The sequence below is a fragment of the Amycolatopsis sp. NPDC114478 genome (assembly GCF_055633805.1).
Map to the genome: position 1 here is coordinate 298,494 of NZ_JBVKDO010000004.1, position 15,314 is coordinate 313,807.

Below are 15,314 nucleotides of genomic sequence, written 5' to 3' on the forward strand. Positions count from 1 at the left end.
CGACGGCACGCGCCGATTTGACACGGCTGGCAAATGGGCGCGACGGGCAATCGCCCTACTTGACAGCCTGCCGTCCCATTCCCTAGCGGATGTCGCTAGCACGCGCGCGTCCGTGGGTGGAATCCCGATTCCGAGCATGCTTCACTCCAACGTAGTGCGAGAACGTCTTGGCGATGTGCTTTACTAGAACTCCGCTTGGTCGGCCCGCACGTCGGTTTGCACCCCGACTTGCGGGTTTACTAAACAAAATTAAATAGGTCCTTCTATTCCACGAAGCCACGCCACGGCCTCTCGTGCCGCAAGCAGCTCATCGCGCAATTCTTCCACGCCCCTAAGGTCACGCAATGACTTATGTGCAACCTTATTTCTATCCTCAAAGAGCCTTGAGACTCGCTTAAATAAAGCTGGGTCATCCTCGCGAAGCGACCTACCAAAGACTGCCTTTGCCGGTTTGTCAAAAAGCCCCGCGGCCCTCATTGAGTAGTCGCGAGGGCTATTGAGCATAATATCAACTAGGTTCTCCTGCCGATCGTTAGCCAATTCTTTCAATTTTGACTTAACGGCAATTTCGCATGCGATTGCGGCAAGTATAACCGCGTGATTAATATCTGCGACACTTGCAGCGTCAGCCAGGAATATATCCCATAACGGCGGCCCTTGCGTCGAAACGGTGCGCCCCAGAATAGCTTTCGCGTCCTCAATTGTGAGCCTATCGCTTGAGTTGGGCAGATTAACGGAACCTGCAATTGTAAATCCATAGGGCAGCCGCTCTCCGTCTCGATAGAAGCTACCCGAAACGTTATGCAAACTGAGAGGAGCCCGAGGAGCCGCCCTAGACTCAAGCCATCTTGGCTTAGAGCTGATCCTCAGCCAGTCAACTAGTCGAATGAATCGCCCCTCTGCCGCCGGCGAGTACTTATCCAAAGCCCTACGACTTGTTTCAGGATGGCTCAAATCATCATCCGTCGTACAGGCGACCCCAATTTGAACAACGTTGACTACAAGCGCAATTATTTCATCGTCCTCATTGTTTTTAATATAGCCGGAGGTCGTTGGATTTCTCCTGAAGCTTAGAGGAGGCTTGTTGTCCTCGTCACCGGTTGGAAATTGAACCCAATCGGACGTGCCAGGAAATTCCAATCGCGCTCCGACTAGCTCCCGGTCAATTAGAAGGCCTGAGATTCCAAACTCAAACACAGCGACCAAGTTCGCCACTCTTCGCTCAACCTACTTCGACAGTTGATCGCTGAGATACTCCTGCACAGGGCCGTAGAACGGATACGGAACATACTCAGTCAGTTGCCTACCGTCCGACCATGCAAACTCCGCAAGTTCGTCGTCGTCGACCACGGCGGCATTCCCTCTGACGACCTGGCACGCGACGTAGATCATCGTCCGGCCGGTGTTGGGATGGACGCGCTCCCCGAGCACCGATACGTCCTTAACCTCAAGTCCGGTTTCCTCACGCGTCTCGCGGACTGCGGCTTGGTTCGCCGACTCACCCTCTTCAATCTCGCCACCCGGGAACTGCCACGACAGGCTGCCCTCCTTCACGCGTCGCCGCACGAGAAGAACGCGGCCTTCGTGCACAGTGATGGCTGAAGCGATCGACTTTTTCTTGTCGGATTCCACAGATTCGGTCATTCCGACACCTCCAAGGCTTCCAGTATGGGCGGAAAGATTCGATCCGCCGGGATGAACTTCGTCAGCTTGGCCTTTTCGGCCCAGACGACATTAACATTCTCCAGGACATCCATGTTCTGCGCCTCCCCGGTCAGGTACTCGCACAGCACGTACTCAGCCTGAACGTGCGTAATCGGGTGAAGTCGGCTACCAAGCTTGCGCACAACCCCACAGTGGACGCCGGTTTCGGCAAGCGTCTCCTTGATCGCGACGCTCTCCGGTGCCTGGCCAGGCTTCACCATGCCGGCCGGGAACTGCCACGAGATGCCGGAGCCGTCTTCGTCGCGTCGACACACGATCAGCACTCGCGCGTCGTCGACGACGACGGCTATCGCCACCCGCAGGGCTTGAACCGGCTCGCCACCCGCCTCTGGAGTGGTCGGCGTGTCCTTCAGCTCGACGAGACGCCGGAACCGCGCCTTCGCCGCGTCCGACGCGTCCTCGAACGCGGCGTCTAGCAGCTCCTGCATGGCTGACCTCGGCGTGACGTCTGGACTGGCGTGCCAAGAGGCCACAGTCCGCACGGCCACCTTGAGGTGCCGCGCGAACCCCTCGTTCGTCATGCGTAGAGCCGCCTGCAAGGCGCACGCCGTCCGGCCCGTCCATTCGTTCACGAATTCCACAGACGCCCCCGAAATCCCGCAAGTGCACTGGCGATGCACCGCTTATGCATCGGCAGTGCACCGTCATGCATCGGAAATGCGCTGGCAATGCGTCGATTGCGACAGGGATTCAGCGAAAACTGTGATGCATGAAAGCAAGCCACCAGAACCCCCTAGCGACGACGCGGCTCCCGGTCGTTCGAGACGCGGTCGAGAACAGTTTCAACGCTCGCGCTGATCTCGTCGAGACGCTCGTTTACCGCGCTCATCTCGCGAAGCCGGTCGGTAATTTCGCGCAGCTGATGCTCGATAACCGCGAGGCGCCCCGGGATGTCGTCGTCTCCCCTCGTTATCGGCTCGCCCAGCTCCGGAGGCCGGCTGCCCGCGAGCACCGCCGACAGGTGCCCCGGGTGCAGGTCAAGCGCAAGCGACAGCGCCTCAAGCGTGCGGTCGCTCCGGCGCCGATGCGCCGTGTTGTGCTGGATTTCGCGAACCGTGGCCTTGGAGACCTGCGAGCGCGCAATGAGTTCACGCTGGCTGAGACCGAGCTCGGCCATGCGCTGATTGATCGCTCTTGCGACTGCCGCCCAGTCTTCCGACACGTATCCCTCCGCGCTCCGCCCTAGCGCCGAGACTATCGCGGCTCGCGATTCCGCGGCCCACTCTCCGCGCCCGCGCGGACACATTCGGGCCCCTTTGTGTCATCACGGGATTAAATCATCCCTCATTTACGGATTAAATAAGACTTTCTAGCAAAGGTTCTCATCATGGATACCAACCTGAACGTCGGACCGACGTTCTACACAGTCGGGGAAGTGGCGCGCATCCTGCGCGTCAATCCGGTGACGCTGTATCGCGCCATCCGGGACGACGCTTTCCCTGCAGTCCGCATCCGCACTCGCTACGTCGTGCCTGCCGCCGCCCTGAACGAACTGATTGCCGAGGTCACGGCGTCGGGCGGCTGCATCGACCTCGCCGAGCTGATCGCCAAGCGCCGGATGGAGCGCGAGGCCGATCGGGCGGGAGGTGTGTCGTGGTGAACCGGGACAAGTTCAAGGAGATTGCCGCCTACCTCGATCGGTACGCCGTCGTCCCGACGGACGTGCTCGCCGAGCTGGTGACACGGGACGGTCTGTGCTTCTGGGCGTTCGACCGCTCGGAGATGCCGGAGCTGTCCGGAGAGGACGAGCCGGACCGCGAGTTGGCCGCTCGGCTGTGCGCCGGGTGTCCGGTCATGAGCGAGTGCCTCGAACTCGAACTGCGGTCGACCGGTGCCGACACGGTCGGGGTGTGGGGCGCGTTGCCGGAGTCCGACCGGCGGGCGGTCTATCAGGCCTGGCGGGAGCGTCGGGTCGGCCGCAGGCGGGGTGACCAGCGATGACCGTCAACCTGACACCGACTCAGGTCCTCGCGGGGATCGGCGCTCTGCTCGTCCTGTTCGTGGTGTGGCGGTTCGGTGCACGCAAGGCACGCCGAGCGGCCGACGCGGCTCGCGCGTCCGCGCGAGTCGTGTCGCTCGCCGGCCGCGTCCTGTTCACGGGTGCCGCGTTCACGGGCGTTCAGTGGCTGGTGATCACGCATCCCGGCAATCCGACGCTGCTGCTCGTGGTTCTCGGCGTGCCGGACCTGATTGCCGCCCACGTGCTCACCCGGGCACTGACGGTCACGTCGATGGACACCACCAGGCGTCACGGCGGTGGTCTGCGATGACGGAACGTACAAAGGAACTCCGAGGGCCGGAAGGGGTGGCCGCCTCCGGGCGGCCACCCGCCCCGACCAGGGCGCAGCGGCTGGCGCTCGATGCGGCGGACGCGGCGGAGGTTCGCCGCTGGCAGGACCACCCCGACGTGATCGCTCTGCGGGTCGAGCGCGTGCGGTCCCAGGTGGACCGGCTCTGCTGGGCCGGGATGGTGCTCGGGTTGGCGTTCACGATGGCCAACGTGCAGTGGTTCGCCTCTGCCGGCTCGGTCGCGTGGTCGCTGCCATGGCTGGCCGCGTGGTTACTCGACCCCACGGTGTCGCTGGTGCTGCTGGCGATCCTGCGGGCCGAGCAGGTCACCGCGCGGTACCAGGTCCACACGGGCCGATGGGTTCGCGCGGCAAAGTGGCTCGCACTCGGCGCCACATACGTCATGAACACGTGGGCGTCGTTTGCAGCCGGTTCGGTGTCCGGGGTCGTGCTGCACTCGGTGCCTCCGCTGATCGTGTTCGCGGCTGCTGAGGCGATCACGGATCTACGGGACAAGCTCACCGAGGCCGTGAACGTCGCGTTCACGAGCGCCCCCGAGCAGGCCGAACCGCACGGCGCACACCAAGACGTTCACGAGTCGAGACCGAGCAAGCCGCGAGCAACCCGCCGTGCGACGTCGGCGCGACGGAAGTTGTTCGCCGACTACCTCGGCGACGCGAAGCAAGCGTGGACACCTGACGTCGTGGTCACGCCCGCATGGGTTCGCGAGGTCACCGGCTGCTCGCGGGGGCTATCGCCCCGCTTGGCAGCCGCGCTCGCGGACGAACTCGGCAACACGCCTGACACCGCTCCGCACGGAGAGGAGGACCAGTCATGAACGCCGCCGACAACAACCCCGTGAACGCAGGCACGCTGCCGGCGCGCGTTGGTTCACGAGATGTCGAGCATGTCGGGCCCGTGCTGGACGGCGAGCTTATTGACGACACGTTGCCGCAGCCACGTCGCCGGACAGCGCGGCGCCAGTTCGCGCGGTGGTGGCAGCACTCGCCCCGGGTGCCGTCGTGGCTCAAGAGCAAGCCGCAGGCGGTACAGGCCGCGAAGGACGCGGTGGCCTGGCTGCTGAAGTCGCCGTTCCGATTCCTCGGCGCCGTGGTTCGCGGACTCGTGGTCGGAACACGGTGGTGGCGTCGGTGGGTCAGAGTCCTCGACTACCGAACGGCCGCCGAGGAGTCGGACAAGCTCGCCGACAAGTTCACAGAGATCCGTGAACTCACGCTCTTCCGTTGGAAGGTCACGGGCGCGGTGCTCGCCGTCGTCGCCGTGGCGGTTGCAGTGGTGGATCTCGTGTACGGCAGCGATCCACTGTGGTTCGCCGGGGCCGCCGTGTCGGTGGCGCTGGCGATCCTGGGCCGCCGCAAGGACGGCAGCCCGGGGCGTTCGCCGGCGCTCGCCGGGCCGCGCACCCTGCGGTGGACGATGGACCCGCAGATCCTCGTGGACGCTTTCCGGGACGCGAAGCTGATCGGTAAGGACGAATCTCTGCGGCTGGTCGAGCGGGCGACCAGGGTCGGCGAAGGGTGGGCGATCACCGTCGATCTCCCGGCAACCCGCAAGGCCGCCGACGTCGTCAAGAACCGGGACGCGCTCGCCTCCGCGCTGGCGGTCGATGAGGTGCAGCTCATCGTGGAACGCGTTCGTGGCAGCGGCGGCCACGCCGGGCGGGTGTCGATGTGGGTGGCTGACGAGGACCCGTACAGCGCGCCGCCATTGCCGACGCCGCTGCTCGGCGTGACGCGGTGGGATGCGTGGCGTCCGGTCCCGTTCGGACGGGACGCGCGGGACCGGCGGATTGACCTGCCGCTGGTGTGGACGTCGCTGCTCGTGGGTGCGATTCCTCGGCAGGGTAAGACGTTCGCGGCGCGGCTCGCGGCCGCCGGGCTCATCTTGGACGCGTGGGTGCGGCTGTACGTCGCGGACTTCAAGGCGGGCAAGGACTGGGACGCGGCCGGCCAGGTGGCGCACCGGTTCATGTCCGGCGACGAGTCCGAACACGTCCTGGCCCTGGTGGACTGGCTCGTCGAGCTGGTCGCCGAGGTACAGGGCCGGTTCCGGCGGATGCGGGAGCTGGACGACCTGACGTGCCCGGAGTCGAAGGTCACGCCGGAGATGTCGCGAGATCCCGCACTGAACATGCCGATTACGGCGATCTTCATCGATGAGGTGCAGGTGCCCTTGGAGGACCGAACGCCCATTGTGGTGCAGGGAAAGAAGGTGACTGCGGGCGAGTACGTCGGCGAGCTGCTGACGTGGCTGGCAAAGAAGGGACCGGCGGCCGGGATCGTGCTCGTCCTCGCTACGCAGCGGCCGGACTCCAAGACCATCCCGTCCGGCTTGCGGGCCGTGCTCGGGTCGAGGTTCGCGCTGCGGGTGATGGACTGGCGCGACTCAAACATCGTGTTGGGCGAGCAGATGAACACGCGAGGGTTCGACTCCTCGCGGCTGCTGCCTTCGCACAAGGGCGTGGGCATCCTGCGGCCGGACGGTGACACGGCGGCCGGGGCCGACGTGCTCGCGATGACGGTCCGGACCTACTACATGCCGAACGAGGACTGGCAGACCATCTGCCAACAGGGCCGGGCACTCCGGGAGGCAGCCGGAACGCTCACCGGGCACGCGGCAGGGCAGGACACCATGCCGACGCTCGATCACGCGGCCGTCGCGCGCACGATCGGCGCGGCCGGCGGTAGCACGCCGCCGGTGCAGGAACCGGCCGAGCCGGTCGAGTTGCCCGAACCGCTTGCATCGGTCGTCGACTACCTCGGAGACGATCTCGACGAAGGCGGCCGGGAGTTCGTCCCGACGGCTGAACTGGTCGCCGCGCTCGACGTCGAGCCAACGGCGTTCGGGCGGCAGATGGGCGACTTCGGGTGCCGTTCGGAGCGCTACCGCGTGCCGGGCGAGGACGGGCGGACGCGGCAGATACGCGGCTACTTCACGGCCGACATCCGGGCCGCCGTCGAGGCAGTCGCCAGCGGCTCGGCCGACGCGGGTGGGCCCGACGGAGACGACCCGTAACCCGTCACAACCCGTCTCACGCACCCGTCACGCCGTCACACGCGGCGTGACGGGTGTAAACCCCCGCCTACCAGGAGATACGTAGTCTATGACGGGTGAGACGGGTTCGCTGAAACCCGTCTCACCCGTCCCAAATTGGCCGTCTGGAGCCGGATTCGAGACGCATCCGGCAGACGTCACACGTCGTCCGCCCGAGGACGGTTGATCAGCTCAGCCGTCTTGGACACCACGTCTTGCAGGGCCTCCAGATGACTGACCAGCCGATCGCGGCCGTCAGGTGTGAGCCGGACCCATGTGCATCGCCCGTGAGCGCACTGCGTCCGGACATAGCCCGCCATGTGTAGCTTCGTGAGTTGCCGAGACAGCCCGACGTCGGTCAGTCCGAGCGCGTCACGGACGAACGCGAATCCCCACCAACGCATGTCGGCGATCAAGGTCACGATGAACAGCCGAGCAGGCGCATACAGCACGGGGTCGAGGTCCTGGCTGTAGCTCGTAAGGCTGCCGGGGTGTTGCTGATCTCGCATCACGGCGATCACTCCCCTTTGGCCAAGGTTCCGCAGGGGTCAGTTCGGTTCGTCTTGCTCATGGCTGGCCCCTGCGGCGAAGTTCGACACCTTCGGCACGCAGGATGTTCCGGGTCTGGTTGTAGGACATGCCGTAGGTGGATGCGAGCTGCCGGATCGAACGCCCATTGACGTACGCGTTGACCATCCCAGGCGGGGTTGGCGGCAGCGGGATCCGGGGTGGGCGCAGCGAGACGTCAGCGTCTATCAGGGCGGTGCGGATCTTGCGGTAACTGTATGGGTGGCGCGCGACCAGGCTGTCGATCGTTTCCCCGGCGGTGTAGTGCTCCGCAAGGTCTCGCGCGACGTCGTCGGGGATATCGGCGGGAGCAGGTGTCCACGCCTCGCTCGCGTCCGGCGGGCTGTCGGTCTGCTCCGGATCGGCCGTCGGCGTCCGACGCAAGCACGACTCACACGGCATGCCTCGCACTGCGTCGAGCCGTTCCAGTTCCCCGGCCCCAAACGACGTCCCGCACAATGCCGTCAGTCGCTCCGGAACCGCGTCCCCGGTCGGCACCTCGAACACGTGCACCACGCGACGCGTCTCGCCGACCGTGCCCGGCAACGGACGTCCAAACAGCAGCCGGACCGTCACCGCACACCCCGCGACGCGTGACGCCCGGCGGGAACGGACGCGATCGGGACGCTATCCGTTCCCGCCGGAATCGGGCTCCGGCCGACGACCTCCGGAGTGCACGAGCGTCGGAACAGGCGACGCCAGACACCGGGCTTTCGATGCCGCGTCGGCGCGATCCGCTCGGACGCGTCCTGAAGCGTGGCAAGCGCGGTCAGGAAGGCGTGACACCGTGCGCACGGTGTACCAGGCGGTATCAGGAGCGACGCCACCTCGACGACGTGCCCGCAGACTGCTTCATACTGGCCACGGCCCGCCTGCATTCCGGCTAGGAACTGCTCGTCCGTCACCGCATGATCGCGGCCGTCGGACATGGACCGATACCAACCGACGTACAACCCGGCGACCTTCCCCGGCCGTTCGTAGCTCACCCGCGCACCTTCCCGAACTGGGTCGAAATTGACCTTCGTGACAGAATGAAATGAGTCTCAGGTCAGCGCGGGTGGACAACCAGGACTCGCACACGACTTGTGGGCGCCATAAGCACGACTCAGGGCGTACAGGGAGTAGGACGATGCGAGACGCGGACAGGGACGAGTCGGCACCCCGCACGTTGCTCGAACAACTGATCTGGGAGCGTCGCCAGACCTTCGAGGAGTTCGCCGAGTTCGCCGAGGAGTTCGCCAGGGAGCACGACGAGCCGGGCACACTCAGCGTCCGCCACCTTCAGCGGCTCGTGGCGGGCTCCCACCCCGACGGAAAGCCGCTCGGCCCGGTACGACCGGCGACGGCACGGCTTCTCGAACGGATTTTCGGGTTCAGCATCGATGAGCTACTTGCCCCACTCGACCGTCCTGCCGGCACGACGTTTCAGCCGCTCCGCGTCGCGGTCGCGGTGGTCGTGCGCGGTGACGAGGTGCTGATTGTTTGTCGGCGCGGTGACGACGCGAACGGCATCGCGTGGCAGTTCCCGGCCGGGGTGGTCAAGCCGGGTGCTCGTCCGGCTGTCGTCGCGGTGCGCGAAACACTCGCCGAAACAGGTGTCCACTGCGTGGTCACGCGCAAGCTCGGCACTCGACTGCACCCGACGACGGGCGTCCTTTGCGAGTACGTCCTATGCGACTACGTGGCAGGGGAGGCACGTAACGTCGACGTCGTCGAGAACGTGGACGTCATCTGGATTAGCCAGGCCGACCTAACGCGTTTCGTTCCAACCGCGCAGGTCTACGGGCCCGTACTCAGGGCTCTCAACTACGTTGTGAATTCATAATCTAACCAATCGTGAAATACGCTAGCGCGCACGGCTTGGTAAGTTCGCGTTTGCGAACGGCCATCGCCATCTCGCCAACCTCCGGCAGAGTTGTCACACAGAGCAAAGGAAGCGGCTTCCCGGAGCACTCCGCCACTGCGGCATGTGCCCCCTTGACCCCCGTGCGATTGGGACGTTGCCAAGTCGACAAGATGGCGAAGAGGCCACGCCCCTTGAAGGGGTGTGGCCTCTTGGGCAGGAATTACTTGTCGCGCTCCTTACCCTTGCCCTTGCCTCGTCCTATGCAGGCCGCAATGACCGTAGAGACAGCCAGCAGCGTCGACGACACAAGTTGAACAACCACAGCGGCAGTCATTCGCACTCCCAAACGCAGGAACACCGAGCAGCGAACGGACTCCTGTAGTCCTATCGTGCCCGGTGACCCCGTCGCGGGGCGGGAACACTAGGTTCCCTGCACACACCGTAAAGCTCGCGGCTTCAACTCACTTTTGCCACACAAACGGCGGCGGCTGGTCTATCGCGCCTGGCTCATCCCAGCCCTGTCTGAAGCTCTAGGCTTAGCGTCGGTGTTCAGTTGTAACAGTGATCATACACGACCACCCGCCATTCCACACGCGCTCCAGTTGCCCAGGACCACCACTCGCCGACTGATCTAGGATGGCGCATGTGACGACTGCGGTGGCATGGCTAGCGTTGCTGGTGTCAACTACGACGCTGGCCTGGCAAATCCTGTCCTGGCGACGGTCCGGCGCTCAGATCTCGGTCTACGGGTACGTGTACGACTTCGGCCAACAAACCATCCTTCGTGTCCACGTCATCAACCATGGACGGTATCCCGCAACGGTGACCGAAGTGGGCTACCAAGCTATGCCGAAAGGACGTCGGCCGCGAGGTCACGACATTCAGTATTGGTCAAGCGACGACGCCGGCGGCCAGTTGCCCGTGAGACTCGAAGGGCAAGCCGATTTCGAGCACGAGCTGCTTCTTGGGCAAGATCAATTCCTACTTCCAAGGCTACTTGAAAATCCGGAATGGACGTTACTTCCGTACGCCCAGGTCAAGGGTAGCCCCATCTACGGCAAGCGCGTGGATGACGGCCCGGTTGAGACCCGCGCTCGCCTGACAGGTCGTCCACAGTCCTCCGGAGACACATGATCAACGGGCCGAGCTGGGATAACCAACCACGCGGCAGCAGCAAACGACGAGATACAAACATGGCAATGCTCGGCACGAGCCCGATCCGGCAAGTAAAGGAGGCCCAACTTCGGCGATCGCCGGAGTGCTCGTAAGCAGGGCTACTTGCGGCGACGCTCGTGCAGGCCGACGACCTTCGCCGGTTCGGCGTCGGCGGTGGCAGCCGGGTCGACGACCACTGCGCGCTTGCCACGGCTCACGCTCACCAGCCCGGCGGCCCTGAGTTGCGCTATGGCGCGCTGAGCTGTCCCGAATGACACTTCGTACCGCTTCGCCAGGTCGGCGACCGTAGGAAGCTGCTGACCGGGCGCGAGCACGCCGGACACGATCGCTCCCTGAAGATCCTTCGCGATGCGCTTGTACGGACTCTCATCCTCGGACGCGACAACCGGCGTGACCGGGGCAAGCTTGCCGTCAGTGCTGAGCGCGACGGGTAGATCAGGCAGCCGCCCGGCGAGCGTGCCGGACGCGCGGTCGTCGGCTTCGGCAACCCAAGCGCTGTAGACGCGCAGCGTCGTCGTGCCGCCTCCGCCGTGGCCAAGGCGTCCGGCGACCGTGCGAATGTCCGTGCCCGCCGCGATCAGCTCCGTTGCCGAGTAGTGCCGGAGCTGGTGAATGTTCATGTCCCAGCCGAGACGAGCACACATACGGGCGTACCGCTGGCTCACCGAGTCGGGCTTCAGCCACGTACTGCCGTCAGGCTTGAGTGAGAAGATCCGCGCGTCGGCTTTCATGGTCTTCAGGCCGGCGCGCTCCGCGCAGTGGTCGCGATACGAGCGCAGCAGGGCCACCGTGCGCTCGTCGAGCGAGATGCGGCGCTGCTGGTGCGACTTGGTCTCCTTCTCCCACGTCTTGGCGCCTGACTGAGCAATGCTGCTCCGAATCGTCAGAACGCGGGTCGAGAAGTCGAGCCGATCCCACGCGAGCGCGCACAGCTCGCCCCGACGTGCGCCCGTGATGAACGCGAGCCAAACGAGCATTCCCCAGTCGAGATCTCGCCACGCCTCGGTCGCGATCCGCGCAGCCTGCTCCACGCTCGGCGGTTGCGGGTTCGACTGGGCGCCCGGAAGTGACTCGGTCAGCTCGAACGGGTTGACGCCGACCCAGCCCCAACGTTTCGCGCGCTTGCCCGCTCCGGACAGCACGGCCTGAATCTTGCGGAGAGAGCCGACGCCGAGTCCCTTGCACTCGTGCGGTCGGCATTTCGTCGTGCACTGGTGTTCGCCTTGTTTGCGGTGCTCGACGAACTTGCGCCCGCCACAGTGCGCGCGACATGTGCGGAGGACCGAGTAGAACGAGTCAAGGATGTTTCCGTCGATCTTGCTCAGCGGCTGCTCGCCGAGCAGCGGACGGATGTGGTTGCGGGTGACCGACTCGTACCCCTCCATCGTCTTCGGCTCGACCTTGAGCAACTCAAAGTGCTTGTCCAAGAGTTGATTGAGCGTCGCGCGCGTCTTCGGAGCCCGACGTTCGTCGAGCTGGTTGAGGAGCTTCGTCCGGACCTTCTCCGCCTGGTCCCAGTCCGAGCGCCCATCCGGCAGCGCGGGAACTACCTCGGTCAGGTGATGTTCTTTCTTGGTTACCGGATCGATACCTGCCTTGATCCTCACCCGCAGTGACCCGCTGGGCAGGGTCTCGATCATGCCGCGAGGACGCCGCTTGGGCTTGGATGAGGTGGCCATGGACCGGATCGTACGCGGCTTCGGTCCACAAATGGGTCCACGCGGTACCCCCGAACCCGTCCGGGGGTACCGCTGACCTGCGAGCCGCCTGGGGGAATCGAACCCCCGACCTATTCATTACGAGTGAATCGCTCTGGCCGACTGAGCTAAGGCGGCATGTCTCCGGCTCGCGCTGGCGACGATGGCAAGTGTAGCGGAGGCTGTGCGCGTCACTTTCCGGGGGGACCGTCGTTAGGGCCCTATGACGTCGGTCTCACTCCCCGGTCGACCTATCTGGAGGCTCTGGCACATGCGGCGAAGACTGCCCCGTTCGGTGGCCCTGCCGGCGGCTGCGGCGTTGCTCCTGTTCAGCGCGGCGCCGGCGAACGCCGATCCGACCTATCCGACGACGCCGATCCCGCAGCCGGCGAACCCGGGGCAGGCGCCGATCTCGGCGCCGATCGGGCCGCAGCCGCTGGGGCAGGCCGTCGGGGACGCCGGGACCGCGCTCGGGATCATCCGGCTGCTGCCCAACGCCGTGCCGACGAGCACGATCCTGCCCGGGTTCGGGGAGACGCTGCCGAAGCAGTCGGCGCTCGAGGCCGGGATGGGCCTGTCGAGCGCGTCGGCGAACTCCGACGCCTACCTGAGCTACGAGAAGGCGATCGCGCAGGCGTCGCCGTTCGGGCTGTCGGTGGGCGGGAACGCGCCGCAGACGCCGGGCAGCGTCGTGCAGACCGCGTTGCCGGACAACCCGCAGCCGATCAGCGGGGGCCTCAACGCGCCGTCGAACCCGCTGCTGAACGTCGGTCTGCTGAACGGGAGCGCGCACGCGCGGTGGAGCCCGACGCTCGGGCCGTGCGTCGACACCATCGCGGACGCGAGCACGTCGGTGGCGAGCCTGTCGCTGCTGAACGTCGTCCCGTCGATGCCGAACCTCGGTCTGGACGCGCTGAAGCCGAAGCTCGACCCGAACTCGCTGGCGAGCGGGTTCGACCTGACGAAGGGCCTGCAGAGCCTGGGTGGCCTGCTGCAGGGTGGCGGGCAGACGCCCGCGAACGGCACCGGCTCGCTGCTGAGCCTGCCGAACACGCTGTCGTCGCGGTCGCAGGTGAAGCTGGTCGACATGCCGGGCTCGAAGAACAAGGCCGTGCAGTCGACGTCGACGCTGCAGGCCGCGGACATCGAGATCCTCAAGGGGACGCCGCTGGCGCTGAGCCTCAAGGTGGCCAGCCAGCCGACACTGAAGGTGACCTCCACCGGTGACGCGAAGACGTCCAAAGTGGACTACACCGCGCCGGTGCTGACCATCGAGGCCGGCGGCAAGACGCTGTACACGCTGGACGCGGCGCACCCGACGAAGGACATCCCGATCGGGCTGCCGCTGAAGGGCCTGAGCGACCAGTTCGGGCAGCTGAACGACATCCCGGTGGTCGGCGGGCTGGTCTCGACGCTGACCAACGGCATCCAGCAGGTCGACAACACCGCCGGCACGGTGCTGGACCTGGGCGTCCTGCGGCTGAGCATCGCCGGGCTGGACCAGAAGTCGGCGAACATGACGACGCCGTTCAAGGGCTTCCAGCTGGGCGCGTCGGCGCGGTTGTTCGACCTGCAGCTGCTGCCGACGGTCAACCTGAAGAACCTGCTGCCGGCTGACCAGGCGAAGAACCTGCCGTCGTCGCTGGCCCAGCTGTCGCTGGGTGAGCAGGTCGCGCGGGCCTACGCGCCGACCGGCGGCGTGGTCTGCGGGTCGACCTCGACGCCGCCCGCGGGCGGTCAGGCACCGAAGGGGCCGGTGAAGAACCTCGCCTACACCGGCGGCGCGTACGACACCGTGCCGCTGTTCTGGTCGGGCACGGCGATGCTGCTGCTCGGCGTGGTGATGGTGGCCGCGATGCCGGGCACGCGCCGGCGTCCGCTGGCGGTCGCGATCGAGGAGAAGCCGTTCAAGCCGTCACCGCGTCCGCGCGAGTGACCCGAGGGGTGTGAAGGAGCCCGCCAGGCGCGCCTGGCGGGCTCCTTCGTCTTCAGCTGCCGAGGGCGGTCATGACCTTGCGCACGGCTTCGACAACCGGGGCGCCGACCTGGCCGACCATCATCGCGACACCGGAGACGGCGCCGAGCGCGCGCCGTAGCCGGGCCGGCTCCGGCCGCGGCGCCTGGAGGGTGGCCAGCGACTCGTCGATGACCTGGCGGTCGGTGCCGGTCACCTGGGGCCGCAACGCCTGGACCGCCTCGAGCAGCTCCCGCAGCGCCACCTTCTGGTCCGCCGGTCCCTGGTACACGATCTTGCCGATGCCCGGGCCGCTGACTTCGACGCGGTCGCCGCCGTAGGTGTCGCCGTAGTGGTAGGTACCGCTCATCGATCGGTCCTTTCTCTTTCAGTGCACGATCTTGCCGATACCGGATCCGCTGACCGCGACGTGGTCGCCCCCGTATTTGTTTCCGTTGTGGATGTTGTTGACGGTGTACCTGAACCGCGCGGCCGGATTGTTGATCGCCGCCATGATTTCGCGGACGATCCTCTCGACGACAGCTTCGTCGGTGGTCACCAACGCGGTGTGCGGATTTCCCGCCGTTTCGATCACGAGCGCGAAAAGGGCCGGGCGCAGCAAGAGGTAGAGCAACCGCAGCACGGCGAGCGCGATCAGGACGCCCGTCACGATGACCACGGCTTCGTCGAGGTTCCGGTCGAGGTGCACGCCCTGGCTCCTGGCCGCCCGCAACCCGGCAGTGGCGCCCAGACCCAGGACGAGCCACAGCAGCGCGAACCCCAGGAACCGGCCGAGCGCCGCGCCGCGGCGGACCGTCAGGCGCACCACCCGCGCCCGCGCGATGTTGCGCAGCGGATACGCCTCACCGCCCACCCAGAGGATTTGCTGACTGACTTTGACCTCTATGTCACCATCTCGGTGGGGCATTTTCCGGTCCTTCCGCGCGGAAACCGCAACGGAACCAGGGTCACCGCAATACCTACCCGGAACAATGTCCTTTCGGGC

Annotated in this window: 18 protein-coding genes and 1 tRNA gene; 8 read left to right on the forward strand and 11 right to left on the reverse strand. The window is 65.7% G+C overall.

What is annotated here, in order from left to right:
- Positions 1 to 249: 249 nt before the first annotated feature.
- From ACZ7OH_RS14070 to ACZ7OH_RS14085, 4 genes are all read right to left on the reverse strand, one after another.
- Positions 250 to 1,215 (reverse strand): hypothetical protein, encoded by a 966-nt coding sequence (locus ACZ7OH_RS14070; RefSeq protein WP_470281156.1) that lies wholly within the window; start codon positions 1,213 to 1,215, stop codon positions 250 to 252.
- 12 nt (positions 1,216 to 1,227) lie between these two features.
- Positions 1,228 to 1,644, reverse strand: coding sequence for an NUDIX hydrolase (locus tag ACZ7OH_RS14075; RefSeq protein WP_470281157.1), 417 nt, complete (start codon positions 1,642 to 1,644; stop codon positions 1,228 to 1,230).
- On the reverse strand, positions 1,641 to 2,306 hold the full coding sequence (locus tag ACZ7OH_RS14080; protein ID WP_470281158.1) for an NUDIX hydrolase: 666 nt from the start codon (positions 2,304 to 2,306) through the stop codon (positions 1,641 to 1,643). Before ACZ7OH_RS14080 ends, ACZ7OH_RS14075 begins: the two co-directional genes overlap by 4 nt.
- A 152-nt stretch (positions 2,307 to 2,458) precedes the next feature.
- Positions 2,459 to 2,887, reverse strand: a complete 429-nt coding sequence (locus tag ACZ7OH_RS14085) for a helix-turn-helix domain-containing protein (protein ID WP_470281159.1) — start codon at positions 2,885 to 2,887, stop codon at positions 2,459 to 2,461.
- Between the two features lie 165 nt (positions 2,888 to 3,052).
- Here ACZ7OH_RS14085 and ACZ7OH_RS14090 point away from each other — a divergent pair, with 165 nt between their 5' ends.
- From ACZ7OH_RS14090 to ACZ7OH_RS14110, 5 genes are read left to right on the forward strand one after another with little or no spacing between them, the layout of a single operon-like run.
- Complete coding sequence (locus tag ACZ7OH_RS14090; RefSeq protein ID WP_470281160.1) at positions 3,053 to 3,325, forward strand: helix-turn-helix domain-containing protein; 273 nt, start codon at positions 3,053 to 3,055, stop codon at positions 3,323 to 3,325.
- Positions 3,319 to 3,666, forward strand: a complete 348-nt coding sequence (locus tag ACZ7OH_RS14095; RefSeq protein WP_470281161.1) for a WhiB family transcriptional regulator — start codon at positions 3,319 to 3,321, stop codon at positions 3,664 to 3,666. The genes ACZ7OH_RS14090 and ACZ7OH_RS14095 overlap by 7 nt, the downstream gene beginning before the upstream one ends.
- Positions 3,663 to 3,995, forward strand: coding sequence for a hypothetical protein (locus tag ACZ7OH_RS14100; RefSeq protein WP_470281162.1), 333 nt, complete (start codon positions 3,663 to 3,665; stop codon positions 3,993 to 3,995). Before ACZ7OH_RS14095 ends, ACZ7OH_RS14100 begins: the two co-directional genes overlap by 4 nt.
- Positions 3,992 to 4,852, forward strand: a complete 861-nt coding sequence (locus ACZ7OH_RS14105; RefSeq protein ID WP_470281163.1) for a hypothetical protein — start codon at positions 3,992 to 3,994, stop codon at positions 4,850 to 4,852. The genes ACZ7OH_RS14100 and ACZ7OH_RS14105 overlap by 4 nt, the downstream gene beginning before the upstream one ends.
- On the forward strand, positions 4,849 to 7,050 hold the full coding sequence (locus ACZ7OH_RS14110; protein WP_470281164.1) for a cell division protein FtsK: 2,202 nt from the start codon (positions 4,849 to 4,851) through the stop codon (positions 7,048 to 7,050). The genes ACZ7OH_RS14105 and ACZ7OH_RS14110 overlap by 4 nt, the downstream gene beginning before the upstream one ends.
- Positions 7,051 to 7,226: 176 nt before the next feature.
- Here the strand turns inward: ACZ7OH_RS14110 and ACZ7OH_RS14115 are convergent, their stop codons facing one another.
- From ACZ7OH_RS14115 to ACZ7OH_RS14125, 3 genes are read right to left on the reverse strand one after another with little or no spacing between them, the layout of a single operon-like run.
- Positions 7,227 to 7,589: a transcriptional regulator gene (locus ACZ7OH_RS14115; protein WP_470281165.1), complete on the reverse strand. Its 363-nt coding sequence runs from the start codon at positions 7,587 to 7,589 to the stop codon at positions 7,227 to 7,229.
- 46 nt (positions 7,590 to 7,635) lie between these two features.
- A complete protein-coding gene (locus tag ACZ7OH_RS14120) occupies positions 7,636 to 8,211 on the reverse strand; it encodes a helix-turn-helix domain-containing protein (RefSeq protein WP_470281166.1) in 576 nt (191 codons plus the stop codon).
- Complete coding sequence (locus tag ACZ7OH_RS14125; RefSeq protein ID WP_470281167.1) at positions 8,208 to 8,621, reverse strand: hypothetical protein; 414 nt, start codon at positions 8,619 to 8,621, stop codon at positions 8,208 to 8,210. The genes ACZ7OH_RS14120 and ACZ7OH_RS14125 overlap by 4 nt, the downstream gene beginning before the upstream one ends.
- 143 nt (positions 8,622 to 8,764) lie before the next feature.
- Between ACZ7OH_RS14125 and ACZ7OH_RS14130 the strand changes: the two genes are divergently transcribed.
- A complete protein-coding gene (locus tag ACZ7OH_RS14130; RefSeq protein WP_470281168.1) occupies positions 8,765 to 9,460 on the forward strand; it encodes an NUDIX hydrolase in 696 nt (231 codons plus the stop codon).
- Positions 9,461 to 10,126: 666 nt separating this feature from the next.
- Complete coding sequence (locus ACZ7OH_RS14135; protein WP_470281169.1) at positions 10,127 to 10,615, forward strand: hypothetical protein; 489 nt, start codon at positions 10,127 to 10,129, stop codon at positions 10,613 to 10,615.
- A 140-nt stretch (positions 10,616 to 10,755) separates the two neighbouring features.
- On the opposite strand, the gene ACZ7OH_RS14140 is transcribed toward ACZ7OH_RS14135, so the two are convergent.
- Positions 10,756 to 12,336 carry a tyrosine-type recombinase/integrase gene (locus tag ACZ7OH_RS14140; RefSeq protein WP_470281170.1) on the reverse strand — a complete coding sequence of 527 codons (1,581 nt, stop codon included), beginning with the start codon at positions 12,334 to 12,336 and terminating at the stop codon, positions 10,756 to 10,758.
- 82 nt (positions 12,337 to 12,418) lie between these two features.
- A tRNA-Thr gene (locus ACZ7OH_RS14145) sits at positions 12,419 to 12,492 on the reverse strand.
- A 133-nt stretch (positions 12,493 to 12,625) separates the two neighbouring features.
- Here ACZ7OH_RS14145 and ACZ7OH_RS14150 point away from each other — a divergent pair.
- Positions 12,626 to 14,290, forward strand: coding sequence for a hypothetical protein (locus tag ACZ7OH_RS14150; protein WP_470281171.1), 1,665 nt, complete (start codon positions 12,626 to 12,628; stop codon positions 14,288 to 14,290).
- 52 nt (positions 14,291 to 14,342) lie between these two features.
- Here the strand turns inward: ACZ7OH_RS14150 and ACZ7OH_RS14155 are convergent, their stop codons facing one another.
- On the reverse strand, positions 14,343 to 14,678 hold the full coding sequence (locus tag ACZ7OH_RS14155; RefSeq protein WP_470281172.1) for a hypothetical protein: 336 nt from the start codon (positions 14,676 to 14,678) through the stop codon (positions 14,343 to 14,345).
- An 18-nt stretch (positions 14,679 to 14,696) separates the two neighbouring features.
- Positions 14,697 to 15,236, reverse strand: coding sequence for a DUF6232 family protein (locus ACZ7OH_RS14160; RefSeq protein WP_470281173.1), 540 nt, complete (start codon positions 15,234 to 15,236; stop codon positions 14,697 to 14,699).
- Between the last annotated feature and the right edge of the window lie 78 nt (positions 15,237 to 15,314).

What these genes read in the sequence shown, in the direction of transcription:
- ACZ7OH_RS14075 (WP_470281157.1), bottom strand. Translation starts at nt 1,644, where the DNA reads ATGACCGAATCTGTGGAATCCGACAAGAAAAAGTCGATCGCTTCAGCC.
- ACZ7OH_RS14090 (WP_470281160.1), top strand. Translation starts at nt 3,053, where the DNA reads ATGGATACCAACCTGAACGTCGGACCGACGTTCTACACAGTCGGGGAA.
- ACZ7OH_RS14100 (WP_470281162.1), top strand. Translation starts at nt 3,663, where the DNA reads ATGACCGTCAACCTGACACCGACTCAGGTCCTCGCGGGGATCGGCGCT.
- ACZ7OH_RS14105 (WP_470281163.1), top strand. Translation starts at nt 3,992, where the DNA reads ATGACGGAACGTACAAAGGAACTCCGAGGGCCGGAAGGGGTGGCCGCC.
- ACZ7OH_RS14110 (WP_470281164.1), top strand. Translation starts at nt 4,849, where the DNA reads ATGAACGCCGCCGACAACAACCCCGTGAACGCAGGCACGCTGCCGGCG.
- ACZ7OH_RS14130 (WP_470281168.1), top strand. Translation starts at nt 8,765, where the DNA reads ATGCGAGACGCGGACAGGGACGAGTCGGCACCCCGCACGTTGCTCGAA.
- ACZ7OH_RS14140 (WP_470281170.1), bottom strand. Translation starts at nt 12,336, where the DNA reads ATGGCCACCTCATCCAAGCCCAAGCGGCGTCCTCGCGGCATGATCGAG.
- ACZ7OH_RS14150 (WP_470281171.1), top strand. Translation starts at nt 12,626, where the DNA reads ATGCGGCGAAGACTGCCCCGTTCGGTGGCCCTGCCGGCGGCTGCGGCG.
- ACZ7OH_RS14155 (WP_470281172.1), bottom strand. Translation starts at nt 14,678, where the DNA reads ATGAGCGGTACCTACCACTACGGCGACACCTACGGCGGCGACCGCGTC.
- ACZ7OH_RS14160 (WP_470281173.1), bottom strand. Translation starts at nt 15,236, where the DNA reads ATGCCCCACCGAGATGGTGACATAGAGGTCAAAGTCAGTCAGCAAATC.